At 65.9% G+C, this 17,397-nt stretch carries 21 protein-coding genes; 6 read left to right on the top strand and 15 right to left on the bottom strand.

Translation table 11 applies throughout. The features are described from left to right. Positions 1-6 precede the first annotated feature (6 nt). Positions 7-1,785 carry a DUF262 domain-containing protein gene (locus AEB_RS00920; RefSeq protein ID WP_119081402.1) on the bottom strand — a complete coding sequence of 593 codons (1,779 nt, stop codon included), beginning with the start codon at positions 1,783-1,785 and terminating at the stop codon, positions 7-9. A gap of 116 nt (positions 1,786-1,901) precedes the next feature. On the opposite strand from AEB_RS00920, the gene AEB_RS00915 reads away from it, so the two are divergent. From AEB_RS00915 to AEB_RS00890, 6 genes are all read left to right on the top strand, one after another. Continuing rightward, positions 1,902-2,303, top strand: a complete 402-nt coding sequence (locus AEB_RS00915; RefSeq protein ID WP_119081401.1) for a very short patch repair endonuclease — start codon at positions 1,902-1,904, stop codon at positions 2,301-2,303. Positions 2,304-2,378: 75 nt separating this feature from the next. Next, entirely contained in the window at positions 2,379-2,570 is a 192-nt protein-coding gene (locus tag AEB_RS00910) for a ribbon-helix-helix protein, CopG family (RefSeq protein ID WP_172592965.1), read from the top strand. Positions 2,571-2,572: 2 nt separating this feature from the next. Beyond that, positions 2,573-3,748, top strand: a complete 1,176-nt coding sequence (locus AEB_RS00905; protein WP_197714463.1) for a DNA cytosine methyltransferase — start codon at positions 2,573-2,575, stop codon at positions 3,746-3,748. Positions 3,749-3,761: 13 nt separating this feature from the next. Beyond that, the gene (locus AEB_RS00900) at positions 3,762-4,811 is read left to right on the top strand and encodes a DNA cytosine methyltransferase (RefSeq protein ID WP_197714462.1); all 1,050 of its coding nucleotides are present in this window, start codon (positions 3,762-3,764) and stop codon (positions 4,809-4,811) included. Then, on the top strand, positions 4,808-6,205 hold the full coding sequence (locus AEB_RS00895) for a restriction endonuclease (RefSeq protein WP_172592964.1): 1,398 nt from the start codon (positions 4,808-4,810) through the stop codon (positions 6,203-6,205). Before AEB_RS00900 ends, AEB_RS00895 begins: the two co-directional genes overlap by 4 nt. Then, positions 6,205-7,194, top strand: coding sequence for an HNH endonuclease (locus AEB_RS00890; protein WP_119081398.1), 990 nt, complete (start codon positions 6,205-6,207; stop codon positions 7,192-7,194). Before AEB_RS00895 ends, AEB_RS00890 begins: the two co-directional genes overlap by 1 nt. Before the next feature lie 283 nt (positions 7,195-7,477). On the opposite strand, the gene AEB_RS00885 is transcribed toward AEB_RS00890, so the two are convergent. The 14 genes from AEB_RS00885 to AEB_RS00820 form a co-directional block, all read right to left on the bottom strand. Next, positions 7,478-7,876: a GFA family protein gene (locus AEB_RS00885; RefSeq protein WP_119081397.1), complete on the bottom strand. Its 399-nt coding sequence runs from the start codon at positions 7,874-7,876 to the stop codon at positions 7,478-7,480. Continuing rightward, positions 7,818-8,369: a DinB family protein gene (locus AEB_RS00880; RefSeq protein WP_197714461.1), complete on the bottom strand. Its 552-nt coding sequence runs from the start codon at positions 8,367-8,369 to the stop codon at positions 7,818-7,820. Before AEB_RS00880 ends, AEB_RS00885 begins: the two co-directional genes overlap by 59 nt. 19 nt (positions 8,370-8,388) lie before the next feature. Beyond that, a complete protein-coding gene (locus AEB_RS00875) occupies positions 8,389-8,805 on the bottom strand; it encodes a VOC family protein (protein ID WP_119081395.1) in 417 nt (138 codons plus the stop codon). 7 nt (positions 8,806-8,812) lie between these two features. Beyond that, positions 8,813-9,859, bottom strand: a complete 1,047-nt coding sequence (locus tag AEB_RS00870) for an alpha/beta hydrolase (RefSeq protein WP_172592963.1) — start codon at positions 9,857-9,859, stop codon at positions 8,813-8,815. Positions 9,860-9,876: 17 nt separating this feature from the next. Next, entirely contained in the window at positions 9,877-10,677 is an 801-nt protein-coding gene (locus tag AEB_RS00865) for a thioesterase family protein (protein WP_119081393.1), read from the bottom strand. After that, complete coding sequence (locus AEB_RS00860; RefSeq protein ID WP_119081392.1) at positions 10,674-11,486, bottom strand: dienelactone hydrolase family protein; 813 nt, start codon at positions 11,484-11,486, stop codon at positions 10,674-10,676. Before AEB_RS00860 ends, AEB_RS00865 begins: the two co-directional genes overlap by 4 nt. A gap of 121 nt (positions 11,487-11,607) precedes the next feature. Continuing rightward, the gene (locus AEB_RS00855; RefSeq protein WP_119081391.1) at positions 11,608-12,522 is read right to left on the bottom strand and encodes an EamA family transporter; all 915 of its coding nucleotides are present in this window, start codon (positions 12,520-12,522) and stop codon (positions 11,608-11,610) included. Beyond that, entirely contained in the window at positions 12,519-12,878 is a 360-nt protein-coding gene (locus AEB_RS00850) for a nuclear transport factor 2 family protein (protein ID WP_119081390.1), read from the bottom strand. The genes AEB_RS00855 and AEB_RS00850 overlap by 4 nt, the downstream gene beginning before the upstream one ends. Next, positions 12,875-13,765 carry an EamA family transporter gene (locus AEB_RS00845; RefSeq protein WP_231958838.1) on the bottom strand — a complete coding sequence of 297 codons (891 nt, stop codon included), beginning with the start codon at positions 13,763-13,765 and terminating at the stop codon, positions 12,875-12,877. The genes AEB_RS00850 and AEB_RS00845 overlap by 4 nt, the downstream gene beginning before the upstream one ends. Then, positions 13,762-14,646: a PhzF family phenazine biosynthesis protein gene (locus AEB_RS00840; RefSeq protein WP_119081389.1), complete on the bottom strand. Its 885-nt coding sequence runs from the start codon at positions 14,644-14,646 to the stop codon at positions 13,762-13,764. The genes AEB_RS00845 and AEB_RS00840 overlap by 4 nt, the downstream gene beginning before the upstream one ends. A 9-nt stretch (positions 14,647-14,655) precedes the next feature. After that, the gene (locus tag AEB_RS00835) at positions 14,656-15,009 is read right to left on the bottom strand and encodes a nuclear transport factor 2 family protein (RefSeq protein WP_119081388.1); all 354 of its coding nucleotides are present in this window, start codon (positions 15,007-15,009) and stop codon (positions 14,656-14,658) included. Next, entirely contained in the window at positions 15,002-16,018 is a 1,017-nt protein-coding gene (locus tag AEB_RS00830) for a GlxA family transcriptional regulator (protein ID WP_119081387.1), read from the bottom strand. Before AEB_RS00830 ends, AEB_RS00835 begins: the two co-directional genes overlap by 8 nt. Continuing rightward, positions 16,018-16,488: a cupin domain-containing protein gene (locus AEB_RS00825; protein WP_119081386.1), complete on the bottom strand. Its 471-nt coding sequence runs from the start codon at positions 16,486-16,488 to the stop codon at positions 16,018-16,020. Before AEB_RS00825 ends, AEB_RS00830 begins: the two co-directional genes overlap by 1 nt. Beyond that, positions 16,485-17,318 carry an NAD(P)-dependent oxidoreductase gene (locus tag AEB_RS00820; protein ID WP_231959003.1) on the bottom strand — a complete coding sequence of 278 codons (834 nt, stop codon included), beginning with the start codon at positions 17,316-17,318 and terminating at the stop codon, positions 16,485-16,487. The genes AEB_RS00825 and AEB_RS00820 overlap by 4 nt, the downstream gene beginning before the upstream one ends. Between the last annotated feature and the right edge of the window lie 79 nt (positions 17,319-17,397).

The following is a 17,397-nucleotide window of genomic DNA, read 5'->3' as shown; positions in this document are numbered from 1 at the left end:
TCGCTCTCAAGCCGCCGATGCAGCCGGTGGCATGGGCAGGTCCCAGACCTCCATCGCAAGATCGGCCAGCCACCGCGACCGCTGTATGACATCGCCACGGCTCCAGGTCTCAAACGGCTTCATGGCGGCCACCGCCCGATCGATCGCAGTATTTCCGATCCCGGGCTGCTCGGCAATGGCGCGGGTCAGCAGCAGCTGCGACTTGGGGTAGACCGGGCGCTTCTCCGAGAAAGGCCGCCGTCCCAGCCAGCTGTTGATCGATCGCTCAGCCAGCGCAAGGTTCCCGATGCTCCAGAGGAGATCATAATCGTCCGCCCCCTCACCGAATTCAACGCGAACGGGATCATCGGGAGTCTGGGGAAGGATGTGCTCGATATGGATGTTCGAGCCATCCGTGTAGCGCGACAGCCAGCGGCATCCTTCGCTCTCCGCACCGTAGGCGAGGAGATCAACATGCTGGGTCAGCTTCGCGAGCAGGTAGCGCAGCTGGTACTGCCTGAGGCTCGCGCCATTGAGCGACGCCATCTCACGATGGAAGCGCGCTGCCAGGTCGCGCCGCCGCGCGACCAGCGTCGCCGACGCGAAGGCTCGATATTCCTCCAAGCTGGCGACCGCCGCGACCCGCACTGCCCATTCCGGGAAAAGCGCCTCGAACTCGCGGCTCGTGGTTCGGGTCACAAGATAGGTCACCAGCAGGGATTCGACGTCGCGGCACAGCGCGTCGAAGATGTCCGCAGGAAGCTTGCGGGCAGCTAGCAGCAGGATGAGATGCTGACGGGTCGCTCGACCAGCGAGCAGCGAGATCGCCTGCACCCGCGGGTGCAGCTTGCCGTCCGTGCCTAGCCCGTCGAGGAAATGGAGGTAGCTCGCCAGCGCACCGGCCAGCCGATCCACAAAGCCGAGCGGATCCTTGCCATAGCCAACCTTGGCGTCATTAGCGCTCAGCCACGCATAGAGCTCATCCTCGCGCAGCTTGGTCACGCCGTAGGTGGCAAAGATATAGTAACGCAGGAACCGGAGCGGCTTCTCACCCGCGTCGTAGAGCGCATCGGTCAGCGCCTTCCAGCGATTCTTGAGCTTCTCGAACTCGGCCGGCGCTGTCCGGATGAAGAGGAGGTTCTTGAGCAGGTCCATCGCATCGAGGCCGACGCCGCGATCGTTGATTGTCTCGAATATCTTGAGCGCCCGGGCCAAGCTGTCGGTGCGGATTCGTATCAGCTTCACCTTGCCGGCAAGATAGCCGTAGAACTTGCGGACGGCCTGCGGATCTGCTCCTAGCTCCTCCTCCAGGAACCGAAGCGCAGTCGCATAGGCTATCGCTACGTTCCGCATCGAGCGGGTGCCTGCTACTGGCGGCACCTCGCCGTCCTGCAGCTTCTGGAAAACATCGCCCGCATCGGAATATTGCGGGTCGAGCCGCGCGCGGAAGACGTCGTTGCCCTCCGCATCGACCGCTGTATCGGCAATCAGCTTTGATATGCTTGCGACCTGGGTCTCGCCCAGCGTCGCCAGCCGGTCACGGATAGCGCATAGCGTGACGAACAGCGTGGTCGTGCGCTGCTGGCCATCAATCAGGTCAAAGGCGCCATCCGGCCGTGGGCAGACAACGATCGACCCAATGAAATACTCTGCGTCGCCTCCCTCAAGCTGCTCGGTCCTGATGTCACGCAGCAGCTGATCGACCTGGGATTCCTCCCAGACATACTCGCGCTGATAGTCTGGAACGACGTAGAATGACTTGAGCACATCCGCGACGGTTTCGTCATTCGATTCGATGGTTGCCATGTGCCCTCCGTCATCCCGCAAGCATTACTAGCTCGATCAAGGCCGGTGTCGAGCGCGGAGCCCATGGCAGCTGCAGCCCCGCTTCGCTCGCGGGTCGCAATGCGGTAGAAAGCGGGATGGACGAGCCACCTAGCCCCGCCCGCTCGAGCACGATGCGGGCGATCCGCAAGAAAGACACCAAGCCGGAAATGCGGGTTCGGCGCCGGCTCCATGCGCTCGGCTTCCGCTTCCGGCTGCATCGGCGCGATCTTCCCGGCACGCCCGACATTGTCCTGCCCAGGCATCGAGCGGCGATTCAGGTGCACGGATGCTTCTGGCATCAGCATCCCGGCTGCCGGCACGCGACCAAGCCGCGCACGCGGCAGGACTATTGGCTGCCCAAGCTTGAGCGAAATGTTGTTCGGGATCGCGCGACGGCGGAAGCGCTTGGTGCACTAGGCTGGCGCCTCCTCATTATCTGGGAATGCGAGCTTGGCCACGATGCGGAGCTTGACGCAAGGCTGCTCAAGTTTATTTGATCCTGTTATGTTCTGCTCTTGCACCACTCTGAGTCATGGTGCAGAAGAATGCTGCAAAGTGCAGCGGAGAAGTCAGTGGCGATCATTGCAGAGGAAGGCGTGGTCCGAGTGACAGCCTCGCTAAGCCGGGCCCAGGAGCAGGCGCTCAAGGAACTCGCAGCCAAGCATAAGGTCAGCGTCGCCTGGCTGGTCCGCTATGCGGTCGACCAGCTGGTTGAGCAGGGCCGCGAAGCTCAGCTGCCGCTCGATTTCGCGCGGCGGCGCTAGCCATGGCTCTCGTCGAAACCCTGGCCCAGCCCGGCGTCGAGGCTGGGGGCAGCGCTGCCGCCTCGCTGGGACGCGGCAAGGCCCGCATGCCTGTGATCGACCTCTTCGCCGGCGCCGGCGGCCTGAGCATCGGCGCGACCGATGCCGGCTGCGAGGTGCGCGCCTGCGTCGAGCTTGACCCGGTCGCATGCAGGACGATGTGCGCTAATGAGCGCTATCACGGCGCGGTGATCGAAGGCGATGTCGCAGCGATCACGGGCCTGGACCTTCGCCAAGCTGCCCGTCTTGCCCCCGGAGATCCGCTGATCGTGGTTGGCGGGGCGCCGTGCCAGCCCTTCTCCAAGGCAGCCTATTGGGTCGAGGACGGCGAGGAGTCGCGCTATCGGCGCGCGCGCGCTGCGGGCATCGCGATGGACCGGCCGCCTGCGCCAACCGAGGCGCGACCGGACGCGCGCCGCACGCTGGTCGAGGAGTTCTGGCGGCTGATCTTCGAATCGAACGCTGACGGCTTCGTGTTCGAGAATGTCCCCAGCATCAAGCATCCACGCAACCGGCCTGTGCTGGATGGCTTTCGGCACGCCGCGGAGGCGGCGGGCTATTCGGTGACGCAGGTCACCGCGAACGCCGCAGAGCATGGCGTCGCCCAGACTCGCGAGCGTGTGTTCCTGCTGGGCGCCAAGAGCGGCGCCCCCGCCGCGCCGGAGCCCACACACACGCTCAAGGATGAGGCGGGACGCAAGCCGGCGCTCACCGCAGGCGAGGCGCTGCAAGGCTTTGACCGGCCGCAGTTCTTCGAGCCGGAGGAGCTTGTCACGGGCCGCTGGGCCGAGCATCTGCGCACGGTGCCGCCGGGCTGGAACTACAAGGCGCATACAGCCTGGGCAGGCCATCCCGACCCCACCTTCGTAACCGAGACGCGCTTCTGGAACTTCCTGCTGAAGCTGTCACCGGATCGGCCCTCCTGGACCATCGCCGCCTCGCCGGGGCCCTGGACAGGACCCTTCCATTGGAACAGCCGGCGCTTGCGCACGGTCGAGATGGCGGCTCTGCAGGGCTTCCCGGAAGGCTACAATCTTGTTGGAAGCCGGCGCGACAAGGTCCGGCAGATGGGCAACGCGGTGCCGCCGCCGCTTGCGCGGCGCATGGTTGAGGCGGTGCTCGCCACGGTTGACCGGTAGAGGGGGAATAGCATTGCGTAGCATCAGCTTGTTCAGCGGCTGCGGCGGCCTGGATCTCGGGCTCCATGAGGCCGGCTTCCGGACCGTCCTCGCGTCGGATCTCGAGCGGCTTTGCGCCGAGACCTGGCGCCGCAACTTTCCTGCAACGCCGTTCCTTGGCGGACGGATTGGCGCCTTGACCCGCGCGGATGTGGCCGACGCGCTTGGCGGCAGCATCGGCGAGATCGACCTGGTTGCTGGCGGGCCGCCTTGCCCTCCCTTCTCCAAGAGCCGCTTCTACCGCAAGGACAAGCCGCGCGCGCTCGATGACCCCAATGGGTGGGAGACGATCAACGGTTATCTGCGCATGCTCGACTGGGTGCGCCCGCGCGCCTTCATCCTCGAGAATGTGAAGGGCCTGGCCTACAAGGTCCACGCCGACGCGCTGGAGACGATCATCGCGCGCGCCGAGAAGCTCGGCTACAAGGTCTCGACCGACGTGCTCAACGCTGCAAACTTTGGCGTGCCGCAGATCCGCGAGCGCTGCTTCGTGGTCGGCGCGCTCGACGGCAACGTGGAGTTGCCTAGCCCCACCCACTCCAGCGATCCTGAGTCCAGCCTGCTGCCCTGGGTCACTGCTGGGGCGGTGCTTGCCGATCTCGACACCGAGGAGAACGCCTCCGACGAAGGGCATTTCGCGGGCGGCCAGCATCACGGTCTGCTTCGCCAAATCCCTCCCGGCGACAACTATCTCTACTTCACCGAGAAGCGCGGGCACCCGAGCCCCCGGTTCAAGTGGCGCGGCCGCTACTGGTCGTTCCTGCTGAAGCTCAGCCCCGACATGCCCTCCTGGACGATCCAGGCGCGGCGCTCGAACAACATGGGGCCGTTCCATTGGCAGAACCGGATCCTCCGGATCAGCGAGATCAAGCGGCTCCAGACGTTCCCGGACAGCTTCGATCTTGCGGGCACGATCGAGCAGCAATGGCGCCAGGTTGGCAACGCGGTCCCGCCGATGCTGGCCGCTGCGGTTGGGCGCAGCGTAGCCGAGGCGATCGGGGCCCCGCTGCGCGACGCGGCATGAGGCGCCTGCCGTCCTTCAACGATTTCTCGCCGGGCATCATCGGTGATGTCCGGCGACCGCTCGAGATTCTTGACCGGCTGGCGCCGGACATGGCGGCGGTAGTGGCCGAGTGGGACCGGGTCTTCTTCGCAAGCGCCGGCAACAAGCGCGCTAGCACTAACATCCCCGCCACGCTTTCAAGCCTCGGGCTGATGACGCGCACCCCGCTGGCGCTGACAGACGCCGGCAGGGTGATCCTTGACGCGCCCGACAGCGTCGAGGCGGCTCGCCGCCTCGCACGTCACGTCGTCGACACGCGCAACGGCATGGCAATCATTGATGCGGTGCGCTCGCTGAACATGCGCGGCGAGACGCTCAGCAAGGACAGCCTCAAGCGCGAACTCGAGGGGATTGGGATCGAGGGGCTGTCCAACGCAACCACCGATCACACCACATTGCTCAACTGGATGATCGAGGCAGGCCTGCTCCGCCGCGAGGCACGGTCCAACCCCTTGCCGGACGAGGCGGTCATGAAGGCCGCGCTCGGTATCTCGGCGTCCGAGCGATCAAGCTTCGCCGAGCTGCCGCTCAGCCAGCAGATTTTCCTGCAGGTGCTACGGCGCGTTGCGGAAGCCAACGGAGGCGCCGAAATTCCCGCAAAGCAGGTCATTGATGAATGCCTTCGCGATCACCGCACAAGGTTCGACGAAGACCAGATTCGGGCGAAGGTCATCAAGCCCTTGGCAGATGCCGGCTGGCTTGATGTTTCTAGTACGGCGAGCAGCGGACGCGGCGGCAAGAGCGGCTCGATCATTCCCTCGCCCAAGCTGATGGGGGTACCGATCGAGGCGGTACTTCCGGACTTCGACCAGGTAGTCCCAGCCGATCTTCGGGCTAAGATCGACCTGCCGTCCGCGGAGGTGAAGCGGCTGCTTGCAAGTGCTCAAACCTATGACCGCGGGCTCGGGCTGGAGCTTCTCGCGCTCAAGATGATCTTGGACATTGGTCTGGAGCCCCGCGCGTTCCGGCTGCGCAGCCGCGATACCGCCTATGCCGAGGTAGACCTGACGGCAGAGGGCAAGAACCTCCTGTTCTCGCGCTGGAACTTCCAGTGCAAATGCGTCAGCGGCCGAGTCAGTCTTGGCGATGTCGCCAAGGAAGTTGGCCTTGCGATCTACTCCAAAGCGCACGTCGTCGCGGTCGTGACGACCAGCGACTTCTCGGGCGAGGCGATCGCCTACGCGCGCGAGATCACCCAGGCGACCCATCTCCAGTTTCTGCTGGTGAACGGCGCGGTCGTGCGCAGCTATCTCGACAAAGGCGCTAGCGTCCTGCTTGATCACGTCGCAGCGAACGCGGCGAACGTCATGGCGCAGAAGCGCAGCCAGCCGATCGCTCCGGAGGAAGATGGATAGTGGCGCTGACGACCGAGAAGGAGGAACTGTTAGCCAAGGTTGAGGCTGCGCTTCGGCTTTCCGGTTGGCAGATGCTCTGGCTAATCTACGATCATCCTGCCCGAGCGAGGCTGATCAATGGCGACAACGCGATCGACGCCTGGATTCACATCTGGAATCTCACGCCGGGAGGTCGGCCAGCCCAGATGCCGCTCGAGCGGCGCATCCAGCCGACCGGCATCCAAGGCCTCTTCCTGGCAAGCCCGGGCGTTCGAACCTTGATCCTAGGATGGTCGGACGAGACCGGCGTGTTCGCCGCGTTCGACCACGACTATCATTCCGGTCACTTCGGCAAGTCATCCTCGATCCAGACCGATCTTCCCGCGCTCCAGGATGCCGCACGCGACGGAATCGGCGTCTTTGCCAAAGGAACGGGCGAACTCTCGATCGCAGTGCGCCCGGACATGCTCGGTCTCTATGTCCAGCAGATGCATGTGCTGCATGCGTCGGGAAAGGATGCTGCCCAACTAGATGTTCTCCGCCGCATGGCGGCGAATCCGCTCGAGGTCGAGCCGAGCAATGTCCCAAAGCAACGCCGCAAGGTGATGGCCACCGCGCTTCGGCTGCTGCGGGATCGTCGTTTCAGCCAGACCGTGCTGGCTGCGTATGGGCACAAATGCGCGTTCTGCGGGCTGCAGCTTAAGCTGCTCGACGCCGCCCACATCCTACCGGTCGCGCACCCCGACAGCCATGATCAGGTGACAAATGGGGTGGCGCTCTGCGCGCTTCACCACCGAGCCTATGATTCCGCGCTGATCACTTTTGATAGTTCCTACGCGGTTAGGGTGAATCAGAGCTTGGTAGCGAGCTTAAGAAGTGAGGGCCGCTCAGGCGGCCTCGCTGTGTTTAAGTCAGGCCTGCGCCCATCGCTTCTGCTACCGCAGCATAAGGTGAGCAATCCCTCGGCGATGATGATTCAGAAAGGCAATGAGCTGCGCGGTTGGGCGTGAAGACTGCTGACCAGGTGTCAGTACTCGGTCACAGTGTCCAAACAAGTCCAGCCTTTTCCACAAATCTTGATTGTGCTATTGATGCCCTCGGCGAGTTCGCAAGTCTATGATTTGACAGCGAAATCAGTCGCTTAGGTCGCCCAGCCGAAAGCTCTTCTGCCGATCATCCACAGACGTTCGCCCCCGTCCCGAAGCGTCCACATCGATACAAGCGTGGGAAGCGAAGGGGGTGCGCAGAATTCGCCAATACCTTGGTAACGGCTGGCGTCCAGTGGCGCACCACTTACCTATCGCGCGGGCCAAGCCACTCTTCGCGCGGCTGATCGCACACAAGCGTCATCCCGACACCGTCTGTCGCGCGAACGGGCAGCGACGTGATATCAAAGCCGTCGAGGCAGAAGACATTCACGCCAAAATAATCCGGCGCGGCGCGCTTGCGGTGGAAGACATAGATGCCGCAACGGGTGCAGAAGTGGTGCTTCGCGCGCAAGCTGTTCCATTCGTACGTGGCCAGGAAATCCTTTCCCGCGTCGATCCGCAGGGCTGCTTCCGGCACCTTCAGCATGAGCGCATTCCGCTTGACGCAGAGCGAGCAATCGCACGTCGTCAGTTCGGTTGGATCATCATCGATCGTGAAGCTGATCGCGCCGCAATGGCAGGATCCGATGTGCGTGCTCACCATCAGCCGGTTCCTCCAGAGAGAAGACGTCGCGCAGGAATACCGGCAGGTCGTTGGCAGGCAAAGCAGCCGGCACTTGGTAAAGCATGTCGCCGACAAAACCCCGGTGATAGGTGCCATGGTTCACGACATGCAGCAGTATTGCCTCGCGTGTCATCGCTCCCGCTTCCCCACCGACGAATTCGAATCGGACCGTCTCGCCCAAGGAATGATCACCTAGCCTCTCGGCGTAAGCCACATACCAGCGGTCCATGGCCTGCACCGATTGCCACAACGCGGTCAGAGGCGGCGGGTGCGGGGTATTGCGCGCCTCATAACCATGAGGCCGCCCTTCCAGGTGCGCACGGAAGATGTCGTCGATGACATAGGCATGGTTCAGCGTGTGGACGATGTTGCCGAAACGCGTCGGCCTCGCGCGCTCCGCCTCGCCCTCGGGCAGGCTCATTACCGCGCGAAAGGTGCTCGCGTTCGCCCAGGCCTTGTAACGGATCAGCATGCGCACGGTGGCGCCGGCGCTACACGGGCCGGCCATCGGGCGCGTCGGGTCTGTGCACGATGTGAATCTTGTTGCCGTCGGGGTCGTGAAGATAGGCTCCGAAATAATCCGGCCCGTAGCGATGGCGCGGGCCCGGCGCGCCCTCGTCGGCGCCGCCCTGCGCCAGTGCCTCCGCGTGCGCGCGCACGACTGCCTCGGGTGTCGGCGCGAGGAAGGCGGTCATGCTGCCATTGCCATGCGAGGAGGGTTGTCCGTCGAAGGGAAGATAGGCGTAGAAGCGCGGCAGGTTGGGGGCCGGGTGATGCCAGCAGCGCGACGGGGGCCCGCCATCGGGAGTTACTTGCCGCTGCACCAGACCGAGCGGGATCAACAACGCATCGTAGAAGCGCTCCGCGCGATCGAGGTCGCTGACGCCGACTGTAATATGGCTGAACATTTGCCGGTCACAGCCAGCCGAGCTGGGCGAGAACCTCGCCGATGGCCGTGACGATCGCGTCGGGATCGTCGATCTCGATATTGTGGTTGGTCTTCGGCACGATTCGATGCCGCCCCCGCCGGGACAATGCCGCACTCTGGGCATGGAGACGATCGGCCGCCCAGAAGCTCGCGACATCGATCGGGTCTTCGGCGTCGAAGTTGCCGTGGCTCAGCACGATCACCGGGCGGTTTTCGAAGGGGGTGCCGCTGAACAGCATGGCATAGCTGCTGTTGGCACCCGGATTGGCATAGACGCTGTTCGCGATCTCCGAATATTGCGCCTCCTGATAGGCGCGTGTGACCTGCAGCTTCAGCCGCTCGGCGGCGATCTCGGGGCCGAGCGGCGCGCGCACCGGATCGGTGCAGCGCCGGCAGGTGTCCGATGCCGGATCGAGATCCTGCGCCTTCGCGGCGGCCGCGCACTGCTCGTAGTGCGAAGTCAGGAATCGAAAGAAGTCCTGGTCGCCGAGCTCGGTTCGCGCCGCGATCGACGCTCCGAACTTAACACGGAATGCGGGCCGGATGCGGTCGTACCAGCGGTCCTCGGCGGGATCGACCAGTACCAGCCCGGCGACGTCCTCGGGGTAGAGCGCGGCATGGAGCTTGACGTTGAACCCACCCAGCGAATGCCCGACCAGCACCAGCGGCGTGCTCAGCTTCGCCGCATGAATCAGCGCGTGCATATCCTCGACGATCGCCATCGGCGTCCGTACGCCACGAGCCGGGTCGCTATGGCCGAGGCCGGCACGGTCATAGGAGCAGGCGCGCGCACCCGCGGCGACCGCGGGCTGCACCAGTCCCCAGATCACCGACCAGTCGCTGCCGCCCGCATCGAACAGCACGGTGTGCTTGCCGCTGCCCATGCAGAACAGGTTGAGCTTCCGTCCGCCGCCGATATCGACACGTTCATGCGGCCCGACGAAGCCGCGAAGCACCTCCGGCGTGCTCGCCACCGCCGATTTCGGCAGTGCCTGCGCCGAAGCGCCGCCCGCCAGCATCGCGGCGCCGATCATGCCCAATATCCAGTGCTTCATCCCTGTCTCCCTTCCTGATGCCGTGCTTCCACTAGCGACGTCTGCGTCGCAGTCCCAAACCAGCCGCGCTCGTCGCCGAGGCGGACCTGCCCGAGGCTTCGCCCCTCCGCCCCAAGCCAGCTTTCCGCATCGACCAGCACCCAGTCGCCTTCGGGCCGGCGCAGCAGCGCCGCGGTGAGATCGGTGCTCGGAAAGAGCCATTGCTCGAACGGCAGCACGCTCGCGACACCGTTGGCGAAGTCCGCCGCGGCGACCGCGCGCGCCGCCGGACTGGTCGCCATGCCTGCGACCAGCGACGCGTCCATCCGGAACCACACCGATCCCGGCCCTTGATGCTCAAACCCTCCCCTGACGGCGCGCATCGTGAACAAGCCGGCAAAGCCCCCGGTGGCGCCGGTCGTTACCCTGCCCGCATCGGGCCCGGGAAACGGTGTGGTCAGGCTCGAGACCGGATCAGGAACCCTCTCGGGTTCGCGCCGCATCCGCAACACCGTCGCTCGCGCGACCTCGACGCCGTTCGCTCTGAGCTCCAGCGCGAGCAGCTGGATCTTCTTTCCCTCGCGCACCACCCGGCTCTCGACCCGCAATCGCCCCAGCGGCACGCGGCGCAGCAGGTCCATCGTCACCCGCGCCACCGACATCGGCGCGGGCGCGGCGATGCCCTCGGCCACCTGCACCAGCAGCGCGGCGGGCGCACCGCCGTGGCACGTGTCGGGCGACCAGGGTCCGGCCGCGCCTTCGATCGCAATATATTCGGCGGGATCATCGGCCCGCGTGAACGCCGCGCGAACCGTCATCCGGCCAGCCGCTGTCTGAAGAAGGCGAGGATCTCGTCGCGCGCGGCGATCGTCGGCTGGCCCGCCGCGTCGATCAGGTGGACGGTGACGACGCTGTGCGGCGTCGGCACATGCGCCGCGAAGAAGGGCGGCACTTCTTCATTCGCAGCGCTGTCGGGCAGCACCCGCGGCACGAACCGGTCGCCCAGTGCGCTGGCATAGGCAGCGAACCGCTCGGCGCGGCAAAAGGCATCGCCTTCGAAACGATAGGCGAGCACGTTCAGATCCTCGCGATCCATCCGCGCCTTGACCGCCGCAATCTCCTCGGGCGCGATCTCGATCCCGGCGGGATGATCCAGCGGCAGCGACGGCTGGCACAGCACCGGTGCCAGCACGGTCGGATCGAGCATCATCGTCAGCGCGAAATTGCCGGTGAAGCACATCCCGATCGCGCCGACCCCGGGCCCGCCGCATTCCGAATGCGCCACCCGTGCCAGTCCCATCAGCCACCGCGTCAACGGGCTCGATTTGCCCCCGCCAAAGGCGCGGAACTCGGCGCTGACGCATGCGCGCTGGAAAATCCTGGCGCCCTGCTCGGCATCGAGGACGACGCCATCGCGGCCAAACAGCGACGGCATGTAGACGGTAAAGCCGGCGTCCCGGACCCAGCGGGCGAAGCGCGCCACATGCGGGCTGATTCCGGGCATCTCAGCCATGACGATCACTGCGGGGCCTGCGCCACTGACGAGCACCGGTTTCGGTTCGCCATCGACGGAAATCGGCCGCCGTTCGAAATCCGTCAGTCGATCGTCCTGCATGTCCACAGCCATTACCGCGTCCCTCTGGCGACGCACCATGCCGCCCGGCCATGCGGAGCGGGAGCGTCCGCTTCGCCTTTATTCGAGGATTTTTCGCCAATTCGGGTCCACAAGTTCGGCAGGGTGACCGCGCTTACGCCGCGAGCAGCGCCAGCATCACGCCCGCCGCGATCAGCAGCAGCCCGCCCGCTTCGCGCGTCCGCACGCGCTCGGCGAGGTAGAGATGGGCGAAGCCCAGAGTGAAGAAGACCTCGACTTGCCCCACGACCCGCACCAGCGCGACCGGCGCGGTCGCGAACCCGGTGAACCAGCAAGCCGATCCCAGCGCGGCGAGCAGGCCGACCAGTCCCGAATTGCGCCAGGTCTGTGCCAGTGCGCGCCAGGTCGCGGGCTCGCGCCACGTCACCCAGGCGCCATGCATCGCGGTCTGGAGCAGCATGACGATCGCGAGCGTCACCAGCGCAGCCGCGATCGGATCGGCAAGGTCGAGATGCTCTGTCGCATGCTTCACCAGCAACCCCGTGAGCGCGAACAGCGCCGCGGCGCCCAGCCCGCACAAGGCCGCGGGCTGCGCCACGCCGTTTGCCAGTTCTCGCCAGCCCGATCCAGTCGGTGGCAGCGAAAGCAGCATGATGCCCGCAACCCCCGCCGCGATCCCGACCCAGGCCAGCGCGGACAACCGCTCGCCGAAGAACGCCGCTGCCGCGACCGCGGCCATCAGCGCCTCGGTCTTCGAAAAAGCAGTCCCCGCAACGAAACCGCGATAGCCGAAGGACAGGATCAGCAGCGCAGTCCCCAAGATCTGCGCCAGCCCCGCCCCCGCCGCCAGCGCCAGATAGGCCGGCGACACCTCGGGCACGCTCACTTCGTGCACGCCCAGCCACGCAGCCGCCATCGCCACTGCGAACGGCGCGCCATAGGCATAGCGGACGAGGCCCGCGCCGCTGACGGTCAGCTCCTTGCGCAGCCGCTGCTGGAGCGCGGTCCGCCAGGCCTGGAACAGCCCGGCGAGCAAGGCCGCGGGCAGCCAGATCGGCGAGGCGATCACGCCTCTGGCGGGCGCACCGGGCCCTGCTTGAACCAGGCGCGGCGGATGAGCCCGCCGGTGACTTCATAGATGCCGATCACGTCGACCGTTCCGCACAGGCCGTCGAAATGCCGCGTCACGACTTCGCGGTCGATCACCAGTTCTCCCACGCTTGTCCGCGACAGCAAGGTCGCGCGCAGTGCAGTATCGGCGAACCGCTCGCGATGCCGCACCTCGATCGCCCCGGAATCCTCGGCAAGCAGCGTCTCGGGCCATGCGTAGATCCGCGCGTCCGGCGCCCAGCAGGCCATGAACCGCTCGAGATCGCGATCATTATAGGCATCGAGCTGGCGGCCGACGATTGCTTCCGGGGTCATGCCGCCTCCTTTGGCCGCGCGCGCAGATTGATGACAAGCCCGGCGATCACCAGCCCCGCCGCCGCGATCTTCCAGCCCGGCAAGGACTCGCCGAGGAACCAGGCCGAGGCCGACAGCCCGAAGATCGGCACCAGCAGCCCCAGCGGCGCAACCTGCGTCGCGGGATGGCGCGACAGCAACCAGTTCCATATGGCATAGCCGAACAAGGTGTTCCCCAGCGTCTGCCAGGCGAGGGCCGACCAGCCGATCCAATCGGCCTGCGCCATCGCGGCCGTCGCGGCGGCGGGCCCTTCGAATACCAGCACCATCAGCGTCAGCGGCGGCACCGCGAACAGGCTCCCCCATACCACCAGCGCGAACATGTCGATCTGGCCGGCGCGCTTGACGACGATATTGCCCCCGGCCCAGCCCATCGCTGCGACCAGCATCAGTACGATTCCGAACGTATCGGCGCCCCCGCCCGTGTGCGCCGCGACCAGAGCGACGCCGGTGATGCTGACCGCCATCGCCGCGAAATTGACAGCAGTCGGCCGCTCGCGGTTGAACAGCATGGCGAGGCCGACGGTGAAGAATGCCTGGGTCTGGATGAGCACCGAGGCGAGCCCCGGCGACATATGCCCGGTCATCGCATAGAAGGTCGGCCCGAACTGCCCGAACCCGATGAGGCCGCCATAGGCCGCGACATTGGCGAGCGACGTCTTCGGCCGTGGCACGAAGGCGAGCAGCGGAACCGACGCCAGCAGGAAGCGCAGTGCCGCGAAGGTGAAGGGCGGGAACCGCTCCAAGCCGACATGGACGACAACGAAGTTGCTCCCCCATACCGCCACGCCGACGATGGCGAGCAACAGGTGCGGGAGCGGCATGCGCCCGGCCACGGAACCGCTCACAGGACGATCGTGCCGCGGAACATCTCGACACAGCGCCCGCCCACGCTCGCCCGCACGCCATCGTCCGCGCGCCATGCCCGAAGCGCGAGCCGGCTTTCGCGCCCCATCTCGAACCCCTGAACCGCTTGATAGGCCAGCGCCGGGGCATCGCTCAGCGACAGCCGCAGCGCCGCCAGCGTCGCGTTCGCGCTTCCCGTCGCCGGGTCCTCCCAGGTCCCGGCCAGCGGCGCGAACATGCGCGCCCGGATGCCTTCGCCGTCCGCCGCGTAGAAGAAGATCGAGAGCCGCTCGCCCACCTCGTCGCGCGCGGCCGCCACCCGGCGATAGGCGGCCAGATCGGGCGTCGCCCTGCCCAGCGCCTCCGGCGCGACTTCGGCCAGCACGAAATCCACGCCGAGGCTCGCCCGGACCGGCAGATGGTTGCGCGTCACGATATGCTCGGGCGCGAGCGACAGGCAGGCGGCGATCTCTTCGGGGCCGAACGTCCCGAGCATCGAAAGCGGCTGCGGCGCGTCGATCTCCGCTCCGACGCATTCGCCGTTCTCGTGCATGAGCCGCACCTCGACCAGTCCGGCCAGCTCCTCGAACCGCAGCACATTGCCTCCGGCCAGCCCCAGCCGGGCCAGCACATGCGCGGTCCCGACATTGGGGTGCCCGGCGAACGGCATCTCGGCGGTGCGGTTGAAGATCCGCACCTGCGCCGTGTTGGCCGGGTCGCGCGGCGGCAGGACGAAGGTCGTCTCGCTATAGTTCATCTCCGCGGCGAGCGCCTGCATTGTCGCGGTATCGAGCCCATCCGCGTTAGGGAACACCGCCAGCGGGTTGCCCCCGAACCGCCGCTCGGTGAACACATCCAGCGTTACATAGTGATAGGACGTCATTGGAAATCCTCAGTCGACATAATGGCATGTCACGCGCAGCGCCTTGCCCGAGGCGTCGCGCTCGAAGCATTCTATCGCGATCCGGTCGCCGATATTGCTGTGATAGCGCAGGCACAGGCTTCGGGTGCCCCGGGCGACATCGAGCAAGGTGAAGCGCAGATCGGGATGCCGCGTCAGCGCCGCCCCGAAATAGCCGGCGAGCGCCGTCTTTCCCGAAACCTGGTCGCTCTCGCCGCCCGTGAAATCCAGATAAATGGGCGAGATCAACTCGACCGCATCGGCATAGTGCGAGAGGATCCGCGGCAGATCACCGGCATTGAACGCGGCGATCCAGTCCAGCGCAAAGTCGTTCGCGTCATCCATTCCGGCCACGCTCAGTTTGCGAGATCGGCGACGCACCCGGTGAAGGCGAGCGGCGACGCACACGCGAGCGAAGCTCACGCGGACCCGGGCCGCCCGCGCGCCGGATGAGGCCGCGCAACGTGGAAGGATCTGAATAGCCAACCCGATAGGCGACCTCCTCGAAGGGCAGGTTCGTCGTCTCGATCAGCGTCACGGCCTGTTCAACCCGCAATTGCTGGAGGAACCGGATGGGCGAGAGACCCGTGGCCGCGCCCACGCGTCGGTGGAAGGTTCGTGCCGACTGGCCCACCGCGGCCGCGATATCGTTGACCCCGATGCCTTCGCCCAGCCGCGGCCGCGCCCACGCAGCCGCCTTGGCCACGCTTTCGCTCGATGAGGCGAGAAGACCCACTGCCATATAGGGGATCTGCGATCGGCGTTCGTCGAGGATCATGCGTTGCGCGCAGCCTTCTGCGATCTCGGCACCCGCATGCCGCGCGATCAATCCGACCATCAGGTCCATCTGCGCCATCGCCGCGCCCGCGGTGATGAACCTGCCGTCGGCGAGCACCAGTTCGGCAGTGTCGAGCGAAACGGCAGGGTAAAGCTCATTGAAGACCGAGACGAGCCACCACGCAGTGGTAGCGCGGTGGCCATCGATCAGGCCTGTGCTCGCCAGCAGCAGCGTGCCGGTGCACGAACTGGCGATGCGAGCCCCGGCGCGGGCCGCCGCAAGGATCAGTTCGCGCGCTTCGACTGCATCCGGCTGCGCCAGCCGAGCCGCATAATCGTCCGACTTGGACAGCCCCTGGGCGGGGACGATGAACAATTCCGGCGCGTCGTGCTGCGCTTCGGGAAAGGCCAAGAACGGACGAAAGAGATGAGCCCCGCCACCCACCAGCCTGACGTCAAACGCAGGCGGGCGGCCTGCCGCCATGCAGATGCGGTTGGCCATCGCCAGCACATCTATGGTGATCGACACGCTGGTCGCGAGCGCGGTCTCAAGCGCCAGGATCGAGACCGACAGCATCAATAGGGCTCCCCGTTCCTGCGCGTGAAGCGCCACCCGGTCGGGCTCGGTTCAGCAGCAAGATCGTCGTCCGGATAAATGGCGCTGTCGCCGGGAAGGCGATCTCCGATCTCCAGATAGACCGCATCGCTGGCGGAGCGATTTATCAGGTGATGCGCCCGTCCGCCATGCGCGAAGCCGGCGCACATGCCGGCACTCAACGCCGTCTCGCCACGATCATCGACCAAAACAAGTTCGCCCGAGAGCACATAGACGAATTCGTCCTGCACGAGATGGCGGTGACGCAGCGAAGACTGGGCGCCTGGCGCCAGCGTGGTTCGGTTCACGCCGAAATGCGTCAGGCCGAATGGGTCGCCGAGCGCCTGCTTGGTGCGCCCCGCGACGCGCGAGGCGAATTCCGCAGGATAGCCCGTAGAGCTGCGTCCCGGAATGTCCGCTGCGACCAGTGCGGAAGGATTGGCTTCGGTCACTCCGGCACCGTACCGGGCGCATAGCTGGCGTAGACTGCGGCCATGTCGAGGCCGCCAAGGCCCGCAGCTGCGACACTTTCGAAGCGCATGCGGCTTTCCTTGAGCAACGGGGCTTGGGCGCGGACCTTTGCCGCCAGCCCTTCCACCAGCCGCGCATTCTTGACAACGTCGGCGATCGCAGCCTGTGGCGAGAAATCATCGCGCCTGATCTTGTCGAGCTTGGCACGGGCGACGGCGCTGCCCAGCGCGCCCGATCCGATCACCTCGGCGAACTGGTCGAGGTTTACATCGGACAGGCGCGCCAGATGCGCCGCCTCGGCAAGCGCAGTCACTGATGCGATCAGGTACAGGTTGACGGCGAGCTTCATCGCCAGTGCGGTCGGCACCGCGCCCGCAACCACCGTCGTGCTGCACATCGAACCGAGCAGCGCCCGTGCCTGCGCAATCGCATTGGCCTTGCCCGCGAGCATGGCCACCAGTTCACCGGACTCGGCGGGACCTCTCGACCCGGACACCGGAGCCTCGACGAATGAGCCGCCGGCGGCAACAATATCGTTGGACAGCGCCAGCGAAAACTCTGGCGAATGCGTTCCCATGTTGATGATCAGCCGGCCTTGAGCACGCGCGCCAAAATCGGATTCGCGCCGCGCCAGAATCGCATCGACTGCGGCGTCGTCGGCGAGCATCAGGATGATGGCGTCGCACGATGCAAACAGCTGCGCCGAGGTGTCGGCGACACTTGCACCCAATGCCCGCAACGCGTCGGCCGGCCCGGGAGACCGGTTATAAACCATGGGCGCAACCCCTGCCGCGCAAAGCCTCGCCGCCATCGGCGCGCCCATCAGACCCAGACCTGCAAACCCCACTCGCATGCTTCGACGCTAGGGATGCCCCTTGCTCAGCGCCAGT

The organism is Altererythrobacter sp. B11, assembly GCF_003569745.1.
GTDB lineage: Bacteria > Pseudomonadota > Alphaproteobacteria > Sphingomonadales > Sphingomonadaceae > Croceibacterium_C.
This window is presented reverse-complemented; position numbering and strand designations above follow the sequence as displayed.

What these genes read in the sequence shown, in the direction of transcription:
- AEB_RS00920 (WP_119081402.1), bottom strand. Translation starts at nt 1,785, where the DNA reads ATGGCAACCATCGAATCGAATGACGAAACCGTCGCGGATGTGCTCAAG.
- AEB_RS00915 (WP_119081401.1), top strand. Translation starts at nt 1,902, where the DNA reads ATGGACGAGCCACCTAGCCCCGCCCGCTCGAGCACGATGCGGGCGATC.
- AEB_RS00905 (WP_197714463.1), top strand. Translation starts at nt 2,573, where the DNA reads ATGGCTCTCGTCGAAACCCTGGCCCAGCCCGGCGTCGAGGCTGGGGGC.
- AEB_RS00895 (WP_172592964.1), top strand. Translation starts at nt 4,808, where the DNA reads ATGAGGCGCCTGCCGTCCTTCAACGATTTCTCGCCGGGCATCATCGGT.
- AEB_RS00885 (WP_119081397.1), bottom strand. Translation starts at nt 7,876, where the DNA reads ATGGTGAGCACGCACATCGGATCCTGCCATTGCGGCGCGATCAGCTTC.
- AEB_RS00880 (WP_197714461.1), bottom strand. Translation starts at nt 8,369, where the DNA reads ATGCTGATCCGTTACAAGGCCTGGGCGAACGCGAGCACCTTTCGCGCG.
- AEB_RS00875 (WP_119081395.1), bottom strand. Translation starts at nt 8,805, where the DNA reads ATGTTCAGCCATATTACAGTCGGCGTCAGCGACCTCGATCGCGCGGAG.
- AEB_RS00870 (WP_172592963.1), bottom strand. Translation starts at nt 9,859, where the DNA reads ATGATCGGCGCCGCGATGCTGGCGGGCGGCGCTTCGGCGCAGGCACTG.
- AEB_RS00865 (WP_119081393.1), bottom strand. Translation starts at nt 10,677, where the DNA reads ATGACGGTTCGCGCGGCGTTCACGCGGGCCGATGATCCCGCCGAATAT.
- AEB_RS00860 (WP_119081392.1), bottom strand. Translation starts at nt 11,486, where the DNA reads ATGGCTGTGGACATGCAGGACGATCGACTGACGGATTTCGAACGGCGG.
- AEB_RS00850 (WP_119081390.1), bottom strand. Translation starts at nt 12,878, where the DNA reads ATGACCCCGGAAGCAATCGTCGGCCGCCAGCTCGATGCCTATAATGAT.
- AEB_RS00840 (WP_119081389.1), bottom strand. Translation starts at nt 14,646, where the DNA reads ATGACGTCCTATCACTATGTAACGCTGGATGTGTTCACCGAGCGGCGG.
- AEB_RS00835 (WP_119081388.1), bottom strand. Translation starts at nt 15,009, where the DNA reads ATGGATGACGCGAACGACTTTGCGCTGGACTGGATCGCCGCGTTCAAT.
- AEB_RS00830 (WP_119081387.1), bottom strand. Translation starts at nt 16,018, where the DNA reads ATGCTGTCGGTCTCGATCCTGGCGCTTGAGACCGCGCTCGCGACCAGC.
- AEB_RS00820 (WP_231959003.1), bottom strand. Translation starts at nt 17,318, where the DNA reads ATGGCGGCGAGGCTTTGCGCGGCAGGGGTTGCGCCCATGGTTTATAAC.